This is a genomic window from Micromonospora sp. CNZ303 (genome assembly GCF_004345505.1).
In genome coordinates this window covers 41,850-61,808 of sequence record NZ_SLVT01000028.1, presented here as the reverse complement: position 1 = coordinate 61,808, position 19,959 = coordinate 41,850, and the positions used below count along the sequence as shown (strand labels likewise).

The 19,959-nt window shown below is 73.9% G+C and carries 20 protein-coding genes; 16 read left to right on the top strand and 4 right to left on the bottom strand.

All coding sequences use genetic code 11. The annotated features are described in order from the left end of the window. Positions 1–43: 43 nt before the first annotated feature. Complete coding sequence (locus tag EV374_RS30090; protein ID WP_132240536.1) at positions 44–502, bottom strand: ester cyclase; 459 nt, start codon at positions 500–502, stop codon at positions 44–46. A gap of 180 nt (positions 503–682) precedes the next feature. Between EV374_RS30090 and EV374_RS30085 the strand changes: the two genes are divergently transcribed. The 5 genes from EV374_RS30085 to EV374_RS30065 all read left to right on the top strand — a co-directional run bounded on the left by EV374_RS30085 (position 683) and on the right by EV374_RS30065 (position 4,462). After that, a complete protein-coding gene (locus tag EV374_RS30085; protein ID WP_132240535.1) occupies positions 683–1,132 on the top strand; it encodes an NUDIX domain-containing protein in 450 nt (149 codons plus the stop codon). Then, positions 1,129–1,899: a hypothetical protein gene (locus EV374_RS30080; protein WP_132240534.1), complete on the top strand. Its 771-nt coding sequence runs from the start codon at positions 1,129–1,131 to the stop codon at positions 1,897–1,899. The genes EV374_RS30085 and EV374_RS30080 overlap by 4 nt, the downstream gene beginning before the upstream one ends. 79 nt (positions 1,900–1,978) lie before the next feature. Then, entirely contained in the window at positions 1,979–2,710 is a 732-nt protein-coding gene (locus EV374_RS30075; protein ID WP_132240563.1) for a phosphocholine cytidylyltransferase family protein, read from the top strand. Next, positions 2,698–3,765: an iron-containing alcohol dehydrogenase family protein gene (locus tag EV374_RS30070; RefSeq protein ID WP_132240533.1), complete on the top strand. Its 1,068-nt coding sequence runs from the start codon at positions 2,698–2,700 to the stop codon at positions 3,763–3,765. Before EV374_RS30075 ends, EV374_RS30070 begins: the two co-directional genes overlap by 13 nt. Further along, positions 3,740–4,462, top strand: a complete 723-nt coding sequence (locus tag EV374_RS30065) for a CDP-alcohol phosphatidyltransferase family protein (protein WP_132240532.1) — start codon at positions 3,740–3,742, stop codon at positions 4,460–4,462. Before EV374_RS30070 ends, EV374_RS30065 begins: the two co-directional genes overlap by 26 nt. 385 nt (positions 4,463–4,847) lie before the next feature. Here EV374_RS30065 and EV374_RS30060 read toward each other — a convergent pair whose 3' ends face one another. Further along, positions 4,848–6,098, bottom strand: a complete 1,251-nt coding sequence (locus EV374_RS30060; RefSeq protein WP_132240531.1) for a glycosyltransferase — start codon at positions 6,096–6,098, stop codon at positions 4,848–4,850. 136 nt (positions 6,099–6,234) lie between these two features. Here EV374_RS30060 and EV374_RS30055 point away from each other — a divergent pair, with 136 nt between their 5' ends. From EV374_RS30055 to EV374_RS30035, 5 genes are all read left to right on the top strand, one after another. Further along, positions 6,235–7,095: a DNA-formamidopyrimidine glycosylase family protein gene (locus EV374_RS30055; protein ID WP_132240530.1), complete on the top strand. Its 861-nt coding sequence runs from the start codon at positions 6,235–6,237 to the stop codon at positions 7,093–7,095. Between the two features lie 265 nt (positions 7,096–7,360). Continuing rightward, positions 7,361–8,932, top strand: a complete 1,572-nt coding sequence (locus EV374_RS30050; RefSeq protein ID WP_132240562.1) for a sugar transferase — start codon at positions 7,361–7,363, stop codon at positions 8,930–8,932. 38 nt (positions 8,933–8,970) lie between these two features. Continuing rightward, positions 8,971–10,221, top strand: coding sequence for a histidine kinase (locus EV374_RS30045; protein WP_132240529.1), 1,251 nt, complete (start codon positions 8,971–8,973; stop codon positions 10,219–10,221). A gap of 17 nt (positions 10,222–10,238) precedes the next feature. Beyond that, positions 10,239–11,000: a LytR/AlgR family response regulator transcription factor gene (locus EV374_RS30040; protein WP_132240561.1), complete on the top strand. Its 762-nt coding sequence runs from the start codon at positions 10,239–10,241 to the stop codon at positions 10,998–11,000. A 132-nt stretch (positions 11,001–11,132) separates the two neighbouring features. After that, entirely contained in the window at positions 11,133–11,783 is a 651-nt protein-coding gene (locus tag EV374_RS30035; RefSeq protein ID WP_486486039.1) for a DUF5701 family protein, read from the top strand. 55 nt (positions 11,784–11,838) lie between these two features. Here EV374_RS30035 and EV374_RS30030 read toward each other — a convergent pair whose 3' ends face one another. Both EV374_RS30030 and EV374_RS30025 read right to left on the bottom strand, forming a co-directional pair. After that, positions 11,839–13,071: a hypothetical protein gene (locus tag EV374_RS30030; protein ID WP_132240527.1), complete on the bottom strand. Its 1,233-nt coding sequence runs from the start codon at positions 13,069–13,071 to the stop codon at positions 11,839–11,841. Next, positions 13,058–13,579: an RNA polymerase sigma factor gene (locus EV374_RS30025; protein WP_486486038.1), complete on the bottom strand. Its 522-nt coding sequence runs from the start codon at positions 13,577–13,579 to the stop codon at positions 13,058–13,060. Before EV374_RS30025 ends, EV374_RS30030 begins: the two co-directional genes overlap by 14 nt. A 285-nt stretch (positions 13,580–13,864) precedes the next feature. Here EV374_RS30025 and EV374_RS30020 point away from each other — a divergent pair, with 285 nt between their 5' ends. The 6 genes from EV374_RS30020 to EV374_RS29995 all read left to right on the top strand — a co-directional run bounded on the left by EV374_RS30020 (position 13,865) and on the right by EV374_RS29995 (position 19,816). Next, entirely contained in the window at positions 13,865–14,254 is a 390-nt protein-coding gene (locus EV374_RS30020) for a hypothetical protein (protein WP_132240560.1), read from the top strand. A 1-nt stretch (position 14,255) separates the two neighbouring features. Continuing rightward, positions 14,256–15,893 (top strand): sodium/solute symporter, encoded by a 1,638-nt coding sequence (locus EV374_RS30015; protein WP_132240525.1) that lies wholly within the window; start codon positions 14,256–14,258, stop codon positions 15,891–15,893. Between the two features lie 155 nt (positions 15,894–16,048). Further along, positions 16,049–16,813, top strand: coding sequence for an ABC transporter ATP-binding protein (locus EV374_RS30010; RefSeq protein ID WP_132240524.1), 765 nt, complete (start codon positions 16,049–16,051; stop codon positions 16,811–16,813). After that, the gene (locus tag EV374_RS30005) at positions 16,798–18,498 is read left to right on the top strand and encodes an ABC transporter permease (RefSeq protein ID WP_132240523.1); all 1,701 of its coding nucleotides are present in this window, start codon (positions 16,798–16,800) and stop codon (positions 18,496–18,498) included. Before EV374_RS30010 ends, EV374_RS30005 begins: the two co-directional genes overlap by 16 nt. Positions 18,499–18,588: 90 nt before the next feature. After that, entirely contained in the window at positions 18,589–19,083 is a 495-nt protein-coding gene (locus tag EV374_RS30000; RefSeq protein ID WP_132240522.1) for an SRPBCC family protein, read from the top strand. Positions 19,084–19,252: 169 nt separating this feature from the next. Next, entirely contained in the window at positions 19,253–19,816 is a 564-nt protein-coding gene (locus EV374_RS29995; protein ID WP_393171412.1) for a flavin reductase family protein, read from the top strand. Positions 19,817–19,959: the final 143 nt, after the last annotated feature.

The window sequence follows — 19,959 nt, the reverse complement described above, 5'->3', positions numbered from 1 at the left end:
AGCCACCGGGACGGGTGACCGGCGTCGACCGGTCGGCGACAGGTCAGACCGGAAGGCCGAGCGGGTCGTGCTGCGCTTCCCGGGAGAGCCCGTCCACGTGCAGGCCGAGCGCCGCGATGAGCTGCCCCCAGTCGAAGTAGGACCGCCAGGCCGCGATCCGTCCGCGCCGGACCCGGACGACGTCCACCACGTCCCAGCTCACCAGCCGGCCGGTCGGCGCGACGGTGCCGAACGGGGTGTGCAGTACCCCCGTGTGGGTGCCGGTCAGCCGCTGCTCGACGGCCGCGCCGCCGGCCGTCTGCACCGACCCGAGCGGGTCGACGGACAGGTCCGGGAACGCCCCGGTCCAGGTGCGCAGCAGGGCGGGCAACTCGATCGGGCGCACCGTGACGCCGGGCATCGAGTAGAAGGCGTCGGCCGCGTAGAGGTCCGGCAGCCGGGCCACGTCCCGCCGCAGGAGCATCGCGTACTGCTGCTCGACCAGCCGATCCGCGCCACGCATGAGGACCTCCGTCGCGGGTCACGGCCCGTCCGTGCCCGCACGGAATCCTTACCCGTCGATCGGCCGGCCACACCATCGCGCGTGCCGGCGTTCCGGCCGGCCCGGCCATCGGGGCGGCCCCCGGACCGGCGACGAGGCCGGGCGTCGCCGCAGGGCGCCACCGCTCGCTACTGTCGTGGCGTGTCCACCGAGCCTCTACGCTGCGCCGGCGCGCTGATCGTCGACGACGACGGTCGACTCTTCGTCCAGCGACGGTCTCCACACCGGCGCATCTTTCCCAACTGCTGGGACATCGTCGGCGGCCATCTGGAACCGGGCGAGGACTGGATGGACGCGCTGCGCCGGGAGGTGACCGAGGAGACCGGCTGGACGGTGTCGCACGTGCTCGGCCACGTCGGGGAGTACCGCTACGTCGCCGACGACGGCCTGGCCCGCGTCGAGCGCGACTGGCTGGTCCGGGTCGACGGCGACCTGGCCCGGCCGACGCTGGAGGCGGGCAGGCACACCGAGTTCCGGTGGCTCGCCGCCGACGAGCTGGACCTGCTCGACGAGCACCGCGACGTCAACGACGGCCTCATCCGCCGGATCGCGGCCGAAGGCTTCGCCGCCCTGCGTTCGATCGGTCTGTGAACGACACCGTCGAGCTGGCGCCGCACCGGTTCGCCGGCCTGGTCGCCCCGGCGGTGGACCGTGCGTTCGTCGCCGGCATCCTCGCCGGCCGCGACGGCGGCGGCGCCGAGCTGAGCCAGCGGTACGGCGGGCCGGCGGCCACCGGCTTCCTGCTGGAGTTCCGCACCCGCCTCGCGGCGCCGGGCGGGACGGTCGACGAGGCCGGCTTCGCCGCCGTCACCCGCTACCGGGACCCGGTCGAGTGCCGACGGGCCCTGGACAAGCAGGTCGCGTACGGGATGATCCACCGCAGCCCCGAGGGCGGGCTCACCGCCACCGAGCGCGGGCTGGCCTTCCTCGCCGAGATCTGGCAGGTGCACGCCGAGGTCACCGAGGAACTCTGGGCGGGGCACGAGGACCGGGTGCTGCGGCTGGTGGAGGCGTTCGGCCGGGTACTCACGTGCGCACTGGTGCTGGCCGACGAGGAGGGCGCCGAGGCGGGCGCCGCGTTCGCCGCGACGGCGCCGCCCTACGAGCCGGACGGCACCACGACCGGCGTGCTGCTGCTGAACCGGCTCGGCACGATGCGCTACCACCGGGCCGACGCGCACGCCGCCGCGTGGACCGCCGCCGGGCACAGCGCGGCGAGCGCCGCCGCCCTGCCGCCCGGCCCGGAGCAGCTCGCCATCGAGCTGGAGACCGACCGGCGGGCCGCCGCCCCGTACGCGGTGCTGACCGCCGAGGAGCGGCTGGCGGTGCTGGCGGACCTGGCGGCGCTGCCCGGCTGACCCGGTTGACCGCAGCGGTGCCGCCGCCCGGGGCTATCCTCCAGCGGTGACCGGGACTCGTACGACGGAGGACGCCGCAATGATCGGGATGGTGCTCGCAGCCGGGGCGGGGCGCCGGCTGCGCCCGTACACCGACACCCTGCCCAAGGCGCTGGTGCCGGTGGACGGCGACACCACCATCCTGGACATCGCGCTGCGCAACCTGGCCGAGGTGGGGCTCACCGACATCGTGATCGTGGTCGGCTACGCCGCCGACGCGGTCGTCTCCCGCCAGGCCGACCTGGAGAAGCGGTACGGCGTCACGCTCACCCTCGTGCACAACGACAAGGCCGAGGAGTGGAACAACGCGTACTCCCTCTGGCTGGCCCGGGAGCACTTCGCCCGGGGCGTGCTGCTGGTCAACGGCGACACCGTGCACCCGGTGAGCGTGGAGAAGACCCTGCTGGCCGAGCGCGGTCCGGGCATCCTGCTCGCCGTCGACACCATCAAGCCGCTGGCCGAGGAGGAGATGAAGACCACCTTCGACGCCGCCGGCCAGCTCACCCGGATCACCAAGCTGATGGACCCGGGCGAGGCGTACGGGGAGTACATCGGCGCGACGCTCATCGAGCCGCAGGTGGCCGACGCCCTCGCCGACGCGCTGGAGGCGACGTGGCGACGGGACCCGAACCTCTACTACGAGGACGGCTACCAGGAGTTCGCCGACCGGGGCGGCGAGGTGCGGGCGGCGCCGATCGGCGACGTCTCCTGGGTCGAGGTCGACAACCACGCCGACCTGGCCCGGGCGCGGGAGATCGCGTGCCACTACTAGCCCGTACGGTCAACACCCCGCTCGTGATCGAGGTCCGGCGGGGTGCGGTGGCCGACCTCGGGCCGCTGCTGGCCGACCGGCGGATCTCGGCCGGCGGGGACGTGGCCGTCGTGGTCGGCCCCGGGCAGGGTGAGCGGATCGTCGAGCTGTGCCGGCCGTCGCTCGGCGCGGCCGACGTCTTCACGGTCGCCGGCGGCACCATCGACGCGGCGAACGACCTCGGTGACCGGCTGCGCCGCCGCCACTACGACGCCGTGGTGGGCATCGGCGGCGGCAAGACCATCGACACCGCCAAGTACGCGGCCACCCGCTACGGGATCCCGATGGTGACGGTGGCGACGAGCCTGGCGAACGACGGCATCGCCTCCCCGACCGCCTCGCTCGACCACGAGGGCGGCAAGGGCTCCTACGGGGTGCACATCCCGATCGCGGTCATCGTCGACCTCGACTTCGTGGAGAACGGCCCGGACCGGCAGACCCAGGCCGGCATCGGCGACGCGGTGAGCAACCTGAACGCCTGCGCCGACTGGGAGCTGGCCCACGAGGTGCGCGGCGAGCCCATCGACGGGCTCGCGGTGACGCTGGCCCGGACGGGCGCCGAGGCGCTGCTCAACCACCCCGGCAAGATCACCGACGACAGCTTCCTCACCACGCTGGCCGAGGCGCTGATCATGGGCGGCATCGCCAGCTCGGTGTGCGGCTCGACGCGCCCCGCCAGCGGCGGCGACCACGAGATCTCGCACGCGATCGACCGGCTGCACCCCGGCACCGCCGCCCACGGCGAGCAGGTGGGGCTCGGCGCCCTCTTCTGCACCTTCCTGCGCGGCGACACCGACCGGTTCGGTCGGCTCGCCCACTGCCTGCACCGGCACGGCCTCGCCACCACGCCGGGCGACCTGGGCCTGACCGACGAGCAGTTCGTCGATGCCGTGCAGTTCGCGCCCCGGACCCGGCCGGACCGTTACACGATCCTCGAACACCTGGCGATGTCGCCTACCGAGACGCGGGAACGGCTGGCAGACTACGCCGGTGCAATCCGCGACCACCTTGGCTGAGCCCCGTCCCACTGTCGCCGACTTCCACCGGGTGAACCGGGGCGGCGGCCTGTTCAGCGAATCGATCAGCCAGTGGCTGGGCGCGGTCTTCGCGCTCGTCGCCCAGCGCCTCGGGCTGCGCCCGACCGCGCTGACCATCGCCAACCTGGTGCTCGGCCTGGCCACCTCGGTCACTGTGGTCGCGCTCGCCGGGCGGGTCGCCGCCGGTGACGTGCCGGCCTGGGCGGTCGGGCTGCTCGCGCTGGTCGGCTGGCAGGTGGCGTACGCCCTGGACTGCGCCGACGGCCAGCTGGCCCGGGTGACCGGGCAGGGCAGCGCCGCCGGTGCCCGGGTCGACGTGCTCTGCGACGTCGCCGCCCAGATCGCCCTGGTGGCCGCCCTGTCGGCGACGGCCGTGGCGCAGGAGCCGTCGACGCCGAGCTGGCTGGTCGCCATCTTCGCCGGCACCTGGATGGTCAACCTGGTCACCTCCGTGATGCAGGCCGGCCCGAACGCCGCGAGCATGGTCACCTCGACCTCGCTGCCCGTACGCCTCGTGAAGCTGGTCCGCGACTACGGCGCGGTCATCTTCGCCGCCGGCCTGGTGCTGGCCTTCGCCCCCGCCCTCGTCCTCTGGGTGATGGTGGCGTTCACGATCGTCAACGGCGGCTTCCTGCTCGCCAGCATCGCCTTCTCCGCCCGCGCCTCCCTCCGCTGAGGCGCCGGGGCGGCCTGCGCCCGGCCGACCTACCCTCCTTCGGCCCCTGTCGAGCTGCCCCGTCTGTGCTACCGCTAGGCCGGCACCTCCGGCCCACGCCGGACCGCACGCGAGGCGCCGCCGCCATCACCGTGGCGGCGGAGATCTTGGTAAGAGAGCGCCCCTCCAGGGGCACTTTGCTACCAAGATCTCCGGCCGTCCCAAGTGGTAGAACGAGCTTCTCGGAAGGTGGCGAAGTTCGGGCAGGGACGGCGGTCAGTGGTCAGACCGGCCTGATCGTCCAGGGGTTTGCCCTCGATGCGAGGCTCGCGGCAGCGGCGGCCTCACCTCCTGGCTGGGTGACAGGCCTCTGAGCCGCCTGACCAGAGAATCGGCGACCGGGCGGTCAGCTCAAGGAGGCGTAGACGTCGAGGAGGCGCTTGGTGACCACGTCGGGGTGGAACGTGCGCTCGTAGCGCAGCCGGGCGGCCGGCGCCAGCGTCGCGGCACCGGCCCGGGCCACCGGCAGGGCGGCGGCCATGGCGGCCGGCTCCGGGGGCACCACCCAGCCCGCCTCGCCCGCCTGCACGCCGGCGGGCAGCGCGACGCGGCCCTCCCCCGGGGCGGCCGTGGCGACGGCGGCCGGGCCGGTGCCGGCCGGCTCCCGGGGCGCGTCGGCGCCGACGAGGTACGGGATGCCGCCGAGCGCGGTGCCGAGCACCGGGCGGCCGGCGGCGAACGCCTCGATGATCACAGTGGGCAGCACGTCGTGCCAGGTGGAGGCCGCGATGATCACCGCGCTGGCCTCGACCGCGGCGCGCACCCCGGTGCGGTCGAGCGGCCCGAGGTAGGTCACGTCGGCGCGCTCGGCGGCGGCGGCCTCGGCCAGCGGGCGCAGCTCGCCGTCGCCCGCGATGCGCAGCGGGCCGAGCGCCCCGTCCGGGTGCCGCCGCCAGGCGTCCAGCAGCAGGCCCAGCCCCTTCTCGGGGGAGAGCCGGGCCATGTAGAGGAAGCCGTCGCCGAGCGGCGCGGGCGTTCCCGGGTCGGGGATGCCGTTCGGCTTCACCACGATCCGCTCGGCGGGGACGCCGTAGTCGCGCAGGTGGTCGGCGACCGCCGAGGTGAGCGCGACGAAGCGGTCCACCGAGCGCCAGGTGCCCCGGTGCACGGCCAGCGTGGTCGCCATCAGGGCGCTCTGCGCCCGCGAGCCCCGGTAGCAGCGGTGCACGATCGCCGGCACGCCCAGGGCCCGGCCCCGGCAGTCCTGGCAGATCATCCCGTCGCGGAAGTAGAGCCCCGAGGAGCAGACCTGGCGGTAGTTGTGCACCGTCTGCACCACCGGCACGCCGTGCCGGTGCGCGGTCCGCACGATCCAGGGCGAGATCAGGGGGTACGGGTTGTGCAGGTGCAGCACGTCCGGCCGGTGCTCGGTGATCAGCCGGCTCAGGTCCTCCTGCGCGCGGGGCGCCCAGATCGGCGAGATCGGCAGCAGCGCCTTCGCCGACTTCGACATCGTCGGGATCTCGTCCGAGCTGCGGATGAACGGCAGCACCTCCACCCCGGCCGCGGTGAGCTGGGCGATCTCCGCGTCGACGATCGTGTTCTCACCGGAGGGCTGAGCCTCCCGGTACCGGTTGTGCGCCACCACGATTCTCACGCAGCTTGCCTTTCGTTCGCGACTGTGCCGGTCTCTGCTCGCGACTGCGGGGCTCGCAAGCTCACTCCTCGCGCTCACGGCAGGGACTCGCAAGCTCATTCCTCGCGCTCACGGGAAAGAAGGCTACCGTTGGCTGGTGCCCGAACTACCGGAGGTTGAGGCGCTCGCGGAATACCTGCGTGAGCGGGCGGTGGGGCGGCGGGTCGACCGGTTGGAGGTCGCCGCGATCAGCGCCCTGAAGACGTACGACCCGGCGCCGACCGCCGCCGCCGGGCGGACCGTGACGGACGCCCGCCGGCACGGCAAGTTCCTCGACGTGGTGCTCGACGGCGACCTGCACCTGGTGGTCCACCTGGCCCGGGCGGGCTGGCTGCACTACCGGGAGGCGTTCGGATCCGCCGCCCCGCTGCGCCCCGGCAAGGGCCCGATCGCGCTGCGGGTACGCCTCGACGACGGCTCGGGCTTCGACCTGACCGAGGCCGGCACCCAGAAGAGCCTCGCCGTCCACCTGGTCACCGACCCGGCGGCGGTGCCCGGGGTGGCCCGGCTCGGCCCCGACGCGCTCGCCGCCGACCCGGCCACCTTCACCGAGCGGATGCGCAGCCGCAAGGGCCAGGTCAAGGGGGTGCTCACCGACCAGACGGTGCTGGCCGGCGTCGGCAACGCGTACTCGGACGAGATCCTGCACGCGGCGAAGCTGTCCCCGTTCGCGCTGACCAACCGGCTGACCGACGAGCAGCTGGCGACCCTGCACGCGGCGACGCGGGAGGTGCTCGGCGACGCGGTGCGCCGTTCGGTCGGGCAGAAGGCGGCTGAGCTGAAGGGCGAGAAGCGCTCGGGGCTGAAGGTGCACGCCCGGACGGGGCAGCCCTGCCCGGTGTGCGGGGACACCGTCCGCGAGGTCTCGTTCGCCGATTCCAGCCTCCAGTACTGCGCGACCTGCCAGACCGGCGGGAAGCCGCTCGCTGACCGCCGGTTGTCGCGGCTCGTACGGTGAGTGACGACACTGCCGACTACGGAACGGATTCGGCCATCCCGCGCCGAAGGTCTGAGTTGCGGCTCTACCGGGCCCGCCATCCATCGGTATAGTGGCTCGGTCCCCGGCTTCTGAAATGGCGCGGAGCCGGCCAGACGCCCAGCGGCACCACACCTGACGCGTTGTCCCTCGGGTCAGCGCACGGGTCGGCGCCCGCGTGGGAGACTGGGACGGTGGGCGACCGGGCCCTCACGGTGAGTGAGTGGCTCGTGTCATGCGGGAGGACATGGGTGAGGTGACGACAAGCCTCCAGCGCCCGGTAACCAACACAGGCCGGAGCAAACTCGTGCGGCACGTCGACAGCTTCGAGATCCAGCCGCCGGCACCGCCGTCCCACAACGGCGTACCCCGGTCCGCGTGGGCTCGGGCCCGCCGTCGCGTGTCCCGCTGGCACCGCCCCTACATCACACTCCTGCTGCTGCTCGACTTCGCAGCCGCCGCCGTCGCCAGCCTGATCGCCATCGAGACGTTCGACCAGTCGCGGGCGGGCTTCTACAACGCCGAGCAGGATCCGACGTGGTTCCACACGGTGGCGTTCGGGCTCCTGCCACTCGGCTGGCTCGTCAGCCTCTGGGCCAACCGGGCCTACGACCGGCGCTACCTGGGCCTGGGCCCGGACGAGTACAAGCGGGTGATCCGGGCCGGCGTCGCCGTCGCCGCGACGGTGTCCTTCCTCGCGTTCGCCACCAAGACCGACCTGTCCCGCTACACGGTCGGCACCGCCCTGCTCGCGGCCCTGCTGCTGATCCTGCTCAACCGGATGCTCTGCCGCTTCGTGCTGCACGTGGTCCGGCGCAACATCAGCCAGGCCGGTCACCGGATGGTGCTGATCGGCACCCTGCCGGAGTGCCTGGAGGTCTACACGGCGGTCACCCGCAACCCGGCCGCCGGGCTGATGCCGGTCGCCATCCACGTCACCGACGGCTACGCGGCGGCCAAGGGCATCGAGACCCCGGTCCCCGTGTACGCGGGCCGCGACGTCCTCGCCCTCGTCCGGGAGGTCGGCGGCGACACGATCGCGGTCTGCGGCTCGGCGAGTTCCGAGCCGGGCGAGCTGCGCCGGCTGGCCTGGCAGTTGGAGGGCTCGGGCGTCGACCTGGTCGTCGCCCCGCAGCTGACCGACATCGCCGGCCCCCGGGTGCACATCCGGCCGATCGAGGGCCTGCCGCTGCTGCACGTCGAGGAGCCGACCCTCTCCGGGCCGGCGCTGCTCGCCAAGAACCTGATGGACCGGGTGGCCGCCGGGTTCGGCCTGCTGCTGCTGGCCCCGGTCTTCCTGTTCATCGCGATCGCGATCCGGATCTCCGACCCGGGCCCGGTCTTCTTCCGCCAGCCCCGGGTGGGCCACGAGGGCCGCACCTTCCGGGTCTGGAAGTTCCGCACCATGTACGTGAACGCGGAGGACCGGCTGGCCAGCCTGGTCGACCGGAACGAGACCGACGGCATGCTGTTCAAGATGAAGGAGGATCCCCGGGTCTTCCCGGTGGGCCGCTTCCTGCGCGCCTCCTCGCTGGACGAGCTGCCGCAGTTGATCAACGTGTTGAAGGGCGAGATGTCGCTGGTCGGGCCGCGTCCGCTGCCCGCCGACGACGGCGATTTCCTCGGCGACGTACGCCGCCGCCTGCTGGTCCGGCCGGGCATGACGGGGCTGTGGCAGGTCTCCGGCCGCTCCGACCTGTCCTGGGACGAGGCGGTCCGGCTCGACCTCTACTACGTCGACAACTGGTCGCTGGCGTACGACCTGAGCATCCTGTGGCGCACCGTCGGGGTGGTGCTCGCCCGCAAGGGCGCGTACTGACCCTTGGCGTGTGGGCCGGCAGGGGCCAGGATCGCTGCGTGGGTGGCAACCTCTCGGGCGTCTTCGGCGTCGTCTCGCTGCTCGCCGCGCTGGGTGCGGCCCTGTTCGCGGTGGTCCGGCTGCGCGCGCGGCGGGGCATCGCCACGGCCACCCAGCGGGCCACGTACGAGGTGCTGCACACCGCCGGGCTGGCCGCCGAGCCGCTGCGCGCGGGCCTGAGCACCGCGAACGCGGCGAAGGCCGTACGCCATCTGCGGGCGCTGGTGGGTGCGGCCGGGCTGGCGCTGACGGACCGGGAGAGCCTGCTCGCCCTCGACGGGCGGGGCGGGCACCACCACGCGCAACTGGTCGCGGCGGCCCGGCGGGCGGTGGCGACGGGCCGCTCGACGGTCCTCGGCGAGCCGGAGCTGCACTGCGACCGGGTCGACTGCCCGGTACGCGGCGCGGTGGTCGCCCCGCTGGCCGGCGCGGACGGGCGCCGGGTCGGGGTGCTGGTCGCGGTCGCCGACGGCCAGCCGGAGCCGGGCCTGGTGCAGGCCACCCTGGAGACGGCACACTGGGCCGGCAACCAGCTCGCCCTGGCCGAGCTGGACTCCTCGCGGGAGCGGCTGGCCCGCGCCGAGGTACGCGCCCTGCGCGCGCAGATCAGCCCGCACTTCATCTACAACGCGCTGACCGCGATCGGCTCGTTCGTCCGCACCGACCCGGACCGGGCCCGGGAGCTGATCCTGGAGTTCGCCGAGTTCACGCGGTACTCGTTCCGGGCCCACGGCGAGTTCACCACGCTGGCCGAGGAGCTGCGCTCGATCGACCGCTACCTGACCATCGAGCGGGCCCGGTTCGGCGACCGGCTCCAGGTGCGCCTCCAGATCGCCCCCGAGGTGCTGCCCGTGACGCTGCCCTTCCTCTGCCTGCAACCGCTGGTGGAGAACGCCGTCCGGCACGGGTTGTCCCGCAAGCCGGGCACGGGCATGGTGAGCATCGAGGCCCGGGACGCGGGCACCGAGTGCCACATCACCGTGGAGGACGACGGAGTGGGGATGGATCCGAGCACGCTGACCGCCGGCATCGCCGAGCTGGCCGGCGCCGCCGGGGACCCGGGCGACGCCGCGCTGCCCGGCGTGGGGGACGACCCGGGCCAGCACGTCGGGCTCTCCAACGTCGACGAGCGGCTCCGGTCGGTCTTCGGGGACGGCTTCGGCCTGGTCGTCGAGACGGGCCTCGGCTCGGGTACGAAGGTGAGCATGCGGGTGCCGAAGTTCCATCCCGGCGTACGGGCCGGCTCGTGATCGAGCGGACCGCGGAGTTGGGGGCGGCCGGGTTCCTGCGGGTGCTGGCCGTCGACGACGAGCCGCCGGCGCTGGACGAGTTGGCGTACCACCTGCGGGCCGACCCCCGGGTGGCCCGGCTGCACACGGCGGGAGACGCGACGGAGGCGCTGCGGGTGCTCCGCGACGGCGACGTGGACGTGGTCTTTCTCGACATCCGGATGCCCGGGCTGGACGGCATGGAGCTGGCCCGGGTGCTGCGCCGCTTCGCCCGGCCACCGGCGATCGTCTTCGTCACCGCGTACGACGACGGGGCGGTGGACGCGTTCGACCTGGGCGCCACCGACTACGTCCGCAAGCCCGTACGCGCCGAGCGGCTCGCCGAGTCGTTGCGCCGGGTGATCGGTGCGCGGGTGGTGCCGTCGCACCCGGCGGCGCTGGCCCGGGCGGAGGAGGACCCGACCATTCCCATCGAGCTGGCCGGCACGACGCGGATGCTGCCCCGCTCGGCGGTGCGCTGGGTGGAGGCGCAGGGCGACTACGCCCGCCTGCACACCGCCGACGGCTCGCACCTGGTCCGGGTGTCGCTGGCGACCCTCGCGGAGCGCTGGGCGGACGCAGGGTTCGTCCGCATCCACCGGTCCTACCTGGTGCAGCTCAAGCTGATCGCGGAGCTGCGGCTGGTCAACTCCGGCTACGTCGTGGTGGTCGACTCGGCGGAGCTGCCGGTCAGCCGCCGGCACACCCGCGAGCTGAAGGACAAGCTGGTCCGCGCGGCGAAGCAGGACTGGAGCCGCTGACCCACCCCGTCGGCGGGCACCGCTGTGGCTCGCCGCCGACGGACGCGCGCGGACGGAAATTCTTTCGTCGACGGGAATACGCTCGCGTTGTCGTACGCTGTACGGTACTCCGTACGACAATTGGAGGCCGCCTTGTTCGACGCCGCGACCGAATTCGACCGCCAGCTCGACCGGCTGGTGGAGCTGCGCTATCCGGCCCTGGCCGAGCTGACCGAGGACGCCTTCCGTGACCTGGTCGCGCCGCTGCGCGCGGCGGCCGTCGCCGGGGCGGCCGACCTGCCCGCCCCGACCGAGGGGCGGGTGCCCTTCCTCCTGGTGGTCACCCGCGACCTGGTGCCGGTGGAGGAGCGCGTCGCGCTGACCACCCTCGCCGGCAAGCGGAAGCCGGGGATCGTCGACCGGCACTACGCCGAGGGCGACCTGCCGAAGTTCGACCCGATCAAGGAGCTGGAGGTGCCGGCCGGGCCGGCGTACCTGCTCTTCGACGTCGACCGGGGCGAGGAGACGCTGAACCTGGCGCCCTCCGCCGCCATGGAGGTGATCACCGGCCAGGACCGGCTCCCGCTCACCATCGACGAAGGGCTCGCCTTCGTCACCCTGTATCCGGAGGCGCTGGCGAAGAACAAGTGCTTCTCGCTGGTCGGCTCCCGCTGCGGCGACAAGCGGGTGCCGGCGCTCTGGATCAGCCAGAACGCGCCGAAGCTCGGCTGGTGCTGGTACGGCAACCCGCACACCTGGCTCGGCTCCGCCTCCGCCCGCCCGGAGCGCGTCGGCCTGGGCTGAGGATGTCGGTGCGGCCGGGACACACCGGCCGCACCGACATGCCGCCGCGCGTCGGTCACCGGGGCAGCGGCAGCCGGCTCCACGTCTCACCGTCGGCGCTCACCTGAACGTGCGCCGTCTCGGGCCGGTTCATCACGTCGCGGCCCCCGAGCCAGGCCAGGCCTCGTGCCACTCCGACGGTGCCCTCGCTTCCGAGCCGCTCGCTCCGGACGAAGTGCCGCCCGCCATCCCGGCTGACCCAGAGGTACGCGGTGGCGCCGCCCGCGAACGGCTCACCGACGAGGAGAGTCCCGTCCCGTCCAAGCGTGAACGGCCTCACCGTGGAGCTGGCGGGAAGATCAGTGCCGACGTCGGCCCAGGACAGGCCGGCGTCCGTCGTGTGCAGCAGCCGGGACGAGCCGGTCGGTGGGCCGTTGCCGCCCGCCGGCCGGGGCTCGGCCAACAGGTACGCCTCCTGAGCGCTGACCGCCGCGAGCGCCACGGCCGTCACGCCCTCCGGCACCTGCGACGAGATCCAGGTGGCTCCCCGGTCGACGCTGCGCGCGACATGGGCGGCGCCCCCGAACTCGGGAGACGACTGCACGAACCAGAGCGCCCCGTCGCCGCTCCGGTCCATGCTGACCCGCGCGTGCGTCGCGGGTAGATCCCCGAGCCGGTAGACCTTGTGGGTGCCGGGCTCGACGGCGAGGGGACGGGTCATCGCCCCGCACCGGTCCTGGCAGGTCACCGGCCGTGCCCGCGCCGGGAACGCCGTCACGTCGGTCACCGCCGACTCAACGTCCCGCCACGTCCGGCCGCCGTCCGTCGAGAGGACCGCCTGGCCGTCGACGCTCACCAGGTAGGTCCGCTGGTCCAGCACGCTGTACCGGACGTCGGACACCCCGAACCCGTCCGCGTCGGGAGTGGTGACGCAGGCACCGTCGTACGCGGCCGTCCGCCACGGCGACCAGGTCCGGCCGGCGTCCTCGGTGGCCGTGAAGCTGATCCGGCAGGGATCCCGCACCTCGACGCCGACCGCGACCCGCTCGGCGAGCAGGAACAACTCGCTGACCCCCCGCTCGATCGGCTGCTCGGACGGGTCCGGGGCGGCCCAGTCCCCGCCGCCCGGATCGCGCACGGACGGGACGAGGGTCACCCCCGCGAGGGCAACCACCACGGCCAGCCCGGCCCCGGTCGCCCGTCGGCGCCGTCGGCCACGGGCCGCCCGCCGGAGGTCGCCGAGCGGGGGTTGGCGGACGGCGTCGGCGACGGCCTCGACGTCGAATCCGGTGAACTCACGATCGGACATCGGCCCTCCCGGTCTGCGTGCTGTCGGTGGCGTCGGAGTCGGTGAGCAGCGCCGCCAGCGCCTGCCGGCCCCGCGACAGGCGGGACTTGACGGTGCCGGCGGAGACGCCGAGCGTCGCCGCCACCTCGTCCACCGGCAGGTCGACGAGGTAGTGCAGGGCGAGCGCGTCCCGTTGCCCGGCGGGCAGCCCTCGAAGGGCCGTGAGCAGGGCCAGGTGCTCCGGCGCGGTGTCGGCGACGACCGGCGGCGGGCCGATCCGGCGCAGCAGTCCGTCGAGCACCCGACGTCGCCGGTACCGGCTGCGGGCCACGTTGACCGCCACCCTCCGCAGCCACGCCTCCGGGTTCTCGAGGCGGGCGAAGCGCCGGGGCGCGGCGAGCGCCCTGGTGAACGCCTCCTGGACCGCCTCCTGCGCCTCGTTGAGGTCCCCGGTCACCGCGTAGAGCTGGACGACCAGCCGGCGGAAACACCCGGTGTAGACCTCGGAGATCAGATCACCGTCGGACACCGTCACCTCCCTTCTCCGTCTCTCCCACTCCCCGGCGGGGAAGAAGGTTCCGGCGACGGCGGTTCCCACAGAGTTATCCACAGGGGTGACCCGTTCTCCACAGGTTGTCCACAGCCCGGTGTGGACGGCTTCACCCGAGCCGGCCCGGGCGGGCGTAACGCCGACTGCCGCCCTTGACATTCGCGGCGATCGGGCGAGACTGCCGGGGTGGCCGCTGCCGACGATCCCGTCCCCGCGCCCCGGCAGGGCGGATCCGGGACGCCCGGACACGCGGGCCGGCCCGGGGTGCCGTCGCAGGCCCCGGCCGCCCAGCCCCGGACCCGGATCGTGCTGGCCGAGGTGTCCCGCCGCGAGGACCGGGCGGAACGCACCCGCGCCGAGTTGGCCCAACAGACCCGGGTCGGCGACGCGCTCGTACGGGGGCTGGTCCGGGCCCAGTTCGCGCTGGCCCTCCGGCTCTCCCTGGTGGTGGCGATCGGGCTCGGCGGGCTGCCGTGGCTCTTCGCCGTCGCGCCCGCCGTCGGCCGGGTCACCGTGCTCGGCGTCAACCTGCCCTGGCTGCTGCTCGGGGTGGCGTCGTTCCCGTTCCTGATCGCCGTCGGCTGGGCGTACGTGCGGCTGGCCGAACGCAACGAGCAGGACTTCACCGACCTGGTCCAGCGGCCGGAGCGCTGAGGTGGGCAACGGTTACGTCGTACCGGCGATCGTGGCGGTCACCCTGGTCACCGTCGGCATCGGCTTCTACGGGCTGCGGCTGGCGCGGACCACCTCCGACTTCCTGGTCGCCTCGCGGGCGATCAGCCCCACCTGGAACGCCGCCGCGATCGGCGGGGAGTACCTGTCGGCGGCGAGCTTCCTCGGGGTCGCCGGGCTCATCCTCAAGTACGGCGTCGACGTGCTCTGGTATCCCGTCGGCTTCGCCGCCGGCTACCTGGCCCTGCTGCTCTTCGTGGCCGCGCCGCTGCGCCGCTCCGGCGCGTTCACCCTGCCGGACTTCTGTGAGCTTCGGCTCGGGTCTCGTCGGCTGCGTACCCTCGCCACCGCCTTCGTGATCTTCATCGGCTGGCTCTACCTCGTGCCGCAGCTCCAGGGGGCGGGGCTGACGCTGGCGACGGTGACCGGGTCGCCGTACCCGTTGGGGGCCCTGCTGGTGGCCGTGGTGGTCACCGCGAACGTCGCGCTCGGCGGCATGCGCGCGATCACCTTCGTGCAGGCCTTCCAGTACTGGCTGAAGCTGACCGCGCTGGCCGTACCGGCGATCTTCCTGGCGTTGCAGTGGCAGGCCGACGCCCGCCCGGCGGTGACCCCGCCCGACGGGCCGGCGTTCCGGACCGCGACCACCGTCGTGGTCGAGCACCGCGCGACCCTCACCCACCCCGACGGCCGGATCCAGGAGGTACGCCCCGGCGACGAGCTCTCCTTCGCCGCGGGTGACCCGGTGCCGGAGGTGTCCGGGGTCGCCACCGACGCGGCCGACTGGCTGCTGCCCAGCGCCGGGGACGACGACCGGGGACTGTTCGCCACGTACTCGCTGATCCTGGCCACGTTCCTCGGCACGATGGGCCTGCCGCACGTGCTGGTCCGCTTCTACACCAACCCCGACGGCGCCGCCGCCCGCCGCACCACGCTGGTGGTGCTCGCCCTGGTCGGGGCGTTCTACCTGCTGCCCACCATCTACGGGGTGCTCGGCCGGATCTACACCCCGCAACTGCTGCTCAGCGGGCAGACCGACGCGGTGGTGGTGCTGCTGCCCGGCGCGGCGCTCGGCGACGGCACCGCCGGCCGGCTGCTCGCCGCGCTGGTCGCGGCCGGCGCGTTCGCGGCCTTCCTCTCCACCTCGTCGGGGCTGCTCACCAGCGTCGCCGGGGTGATCTCCACGGACGTGCTGGGGCGCGGCTCGGTACGCGGCTTCCGGCTCGCCACGGTGATCGCCGGGGCCGTGCCGACGGTCCTCGCGCTCAACCTCGCCGGGCTGGACGTGTCGCAGGTCGTCGGGCTGGCCTTCGCGGTCGCCGCGTCCAGCTTCTGCCCCCTGCTGGTGCTCGGCATCTGGTGGCGCGGGCTGACCGACCTCGGCGCCGCCGCCGGGATCCTGGTCGGCGGCGGCGCGGCGGTCGGGGCGGTGCTGGTCACGGTGCTCGGCCCGCCGCTGTCCGGCTGGCCGGCCACGCTCACCGCCCAACCGGCCGCCTGGACGGTGCCGCTCGCCTTCACCGTGATGGTGGCGGTCTCGATGGCGACCCGCCGCCGGGCGCCGGCCGACGTCGGCGCCACCATGCTCCGCCTGCACGCCCCGGAGGCGCTGCGCCTGTAAGGAAGGGCCCCCTGTTAACGCCTGCGGTAGAGGAAGGGGCCCTTCCTGACAGGCGGGCCGGGCGTTCAGCGGCGCCGACGGGTACGACTCGGGGATGACCGGGGATCATCCTGCGGCCGGAGCAGCGGCTGGTTCGGGCCGGATACGGTCGACGCATGACTGTTGAGCACCCGGCGCTCTCCCTGCGTGGCCTGGCGAAACACTTCGACGGCAAGGTCGCCGTCGCCGGTGTCGACCTCGACGTGCCGGCCGGTTCCTTCTACGGTCTGCTCGGCCCGAACGGCGCGGGGAAGACCACCACCCTGTCGATGGCGGTCGGGCTGCTCCGGCCGGACGCCGGGGGCGCGTGGGTGCTCGGCAACGACGTCTGGGCCGACCCGGTGCGGGCGAAGCAGCTGCTCGGCGTGATGCCCGACGGCGTACGGCTCTTCGACCGGCTCAGCGGCGCGGAGCTGCTCGCGTACCACGGTCTGCTGCGGGGGATGGACCCGGCGGTGGTCGACCAGCGGGCGGCGGAGCTGCTGGACGTGCTCGCGCTCGGCGACGCCGGCCGGACCCTGGTGGTCGACTACTCGGCGGGCATGAAGAAGAAGATCGGCCTGGCCTGCGCACTGCTGCACGGGCCCCGGCTGCTGGTGCTGGACGAACCGTTCGAGGCGGTCGACCCGGTCTCGGCCGCGCTGATCCGGGACATCCTGCACCGGTACGTGACCGGGGGCGGCACCGTCGTCTTCTCCAGCCACGTGATGGAGGTCGTCGAGCGGCTCTGCTCGCATGTGGCGATCCTGGCGGCCGGCACCATCAAGCGGGTCGGTCCCATCGACGAGGTGCGCGGCGGCCGCTCGCTGGAGCAGGTCTTCGTCGAGGTGGTCGGCGGCCGTACGGCGACCGGCGAGGAGTTGGCGTGGCTGTCGCAGTGACCGGGCCGACCGTCTCCGCCCAGCCCGCCCGGCGGGTCTCCGCCCGGCACTTCGTCCGGCTCAAGCTGCGGGTGATGGGCAACAACTTCCGGGGCCAGGGCTGGCGGGTCGCCCTCTTCGTGGGCGGCGCGGTGCTCGGGCTCTGGTTCGCCGGCACCGGCTTCTTCCTCTTCGCCGCGCCCGGCCTGGCCGACGAGAGCCGCTACGCGCTGATGGTGGCCGCCTTCGGCGGTGGCCTGACGGTGCTCGGCTGGCTGCTGCTGCCGCTGGTCTTCTTCGGGGTGGACGAGACACTGGACCCGGCGAGGTTCGCGCTGCTGCCGCTTAGCCGCCGCACCCTCGTCACCGGGCTCTTCGCCGCCGCCTTCGTCAGCGTCCCCACGATCTCGGTGCTGCTGGCCCTGTGCGGGCTGGTGGTCACCGCCGGGGCGCTGGGTGGCTGGTCGGCCGCTGCGGTCGCCTTCGTCGGGGTGGTCGCCGGGCTGCTGCTCTGCGTCGCCGCGGCCCGCGCGGTGACCAGCGCCTTCGCCACCGCGCTGCGGTCCCGCCGGGTCCGCGACCTGGCCGCCGTGCTGCTCGCCGTACTCGCCGCGCTGCTCGGGCCGTTGCAGCTCCTGGGCATCGCCGCCCTCTCCGACGCCGACTGGGACCGCCTCCAGGGGGTGGCCGAGGTGGTCGCCTGGACCCCGTTCGGCGCCCCCTGGACGGCCGGCATCGACGTGGCCGAGGGCCGCGTCTGGGCCGCACCGGTGAAGCTGCTGATCACGGCGGCGACGATCGTCGCGCTGCTGGCCTGGTGGTCCCGCTCGCTCGAGTCCGCGATGGTGGGCGCGGCCAGTGCCGGGCCGGCCCGCGCCCAGCGTGGTACGACCGGCGGGGCGGTCGCCCAGCTCTTCCCGAGGGCTCTCGGCTGGGCGCGGCGGGACCGGTTCGGCGCCCTCGTCGCCCGGGAGGCCCGCTACTGGTGGCGGGACGCCCGCCGCCGGGCCAACCTGATCACCGTCGCGGTCGTCGGTCTCTTCGTGCCGGTCATGGTCAACCTGGGCGGCTCGGGCTTCACGATCGACGGCGCGGAGGGGTTCACGGCCAGCACCGAGGCGTCCCCGGTGCTGTCCAGCCTGTCGATGCTCTTCGTCGGGCTGCTCGCCGCCGTCACCCTGGCCAACCAGTTCGGCTTCGACGGCAGCGCGTACGCGGCGAACGTGGTCGCGGGCGTCTCCGGCCAGCAGGAGCTGCGTGCCCGGATGGCCGCGTTCTCGCTCTACGTCCTGCCGATGCTGGCGGTGATCTCCGTGGTCGTCGCGGTGGTCATCGGCGAGCCCGGCTGGATCGGGCTGATGGCGGGCACGCTGTTCGGCACGTACGGCGCGGGGCTGGCGGTGAACTGCTTCGTCTCGGTGCTCGGGGCGTACTCGCTGCCGGAGACGAGCAACCCGTTCGCGTTGAACACCGGTGCCGGGATCGCGAAGAGCTTCCTCACCCTGCTGGCGATGCTCGCCACCGCGGTGGCGGCGGTGCCGATGGTGGTGGCCGCCGGGCTGCTCGGCGACGTCTGGCTCTGGCTGGCCCTGCCGCTCGGGGCCGCGTACGGCCTGGGGGCGGCGCTGCTCGGCGCGTACCTGGCCGGCGACGTGCTGGACCGCCGGATGCCGGACCTGCTCGCCACGGTGACGCCCAGGCGCTGACGGCCGCCGGCACGCGCCGGCTCCGCCGGGCGGAGGGCGGGCCGGCGCACGCCGGACGCGGTGGTTGCCGGCCGGCGGCACAATGGCCTGATGCCCGTCGTCGAAGCGGTGATCACCGTGCCGGTCCCGCCCGAACTGGCCTTCGCGGTCTCCCAGACCACCGCGCCCGTGCGCTACCGGTGGGACCCGTTCGTGCGCGAGCAGCACTTCACCGACGGGGCGACCCGGCCCGGCAAGGGGGTGCGGACCTTCACCCGGTCCCGGCACGGCCTGGCGATGGTGAGCGAGTACGTCTCCTGGGCCCCGCCGAGCCACGTCGGGATGAAGATGGTCCGCGGGCCGTGGTTCTTCGAGATGTTCGCCGGCGGGTGGCGGTTCGCGCCTGCCCCGGAGCCCGGCCACGCCGTCGCCACCTGGCGGTACAGCTTCCGCTGCCGGCCCGCGTTCCTCCGCCCGGTCGCGGACCGGATCGGCTCCTGGCTGCTCGGCCGCGACATCCGCCGCCGGATCGCCGGGTACGCCGCCGGCTGCACGGACCCGGAGGTGCTTGCCGCCGCCCGCCGGTCACTGACCGCCGACGACTGACCCCTCCAGCGGTACGCGCACCCGCCGAGATCTTGGCCGGGAACGGCCCCTGGAAGGGCGCAGAACGTCCAAGATCTCAACCGACTGCCCGTGGGGTGGTGTTCACCGGTGCACATGGTGGCGGCGCGATTCGCCCCGAGGCCTTCGGGGACATGCTGCTGAGCGTCACATCCGGGCCCGTCGGGGCGGGGCAGGCCGCACAATGTTTCACGTGAATCATGAGCCGGGCGCCGAGATCCACCACATCGACCCGTTCGCCGTGCCCGCCGACCAACGCTCGCCCGTACGCCGGTTGCGGGGTCGGCTGGCGTCGCCGGTGACGCTCTGGACGGCGCCCGAGCCGGCGGGCCTGACGGTCTCCTCGACGCTGGTCGCGGAGGGCGAGCCGGACCGGCTGCTCGGCCTGGTCGACCCGGAGTCCGACCTGTGGGCGGCGGTCGAGTCCGCCGGCCGCTTCGCGGTGGCCCCGCTCGGCCCGGCGCACCGGCAGCTCGCCGACCGGTTCGCGGGACTCTTCCCGTCCCCCGGCGGCCTGTTCGCCACCGGCGCCTGGACCGACACCCCCTACGGCCCGGTGCCGGCCGACGCCGGCGGCTGGGCGGGGTGCCGGCTCGACTCCGCCCGCGAGTACGGCTGGGGCCTGCTGGTGGAGGCCACCATCGAGGCCGTCGAGCTGACCGGGGAGACGGACCCGCTGCTGCACTACCGGGGCCGCTACCGCGAGCTGACCTGACGACCGTCGACGGCGGCCGTCCGGCCCACCCGGGCGACGCCCGGTACCGGTGAACGGAGTGAGCTGCGTCACTCGGCGCAGCCACCGTGCCGTTCGGCGCAGCCGCCGACCGGCGTCGATCTCGCCCTTCCGTGGCGGGGAGC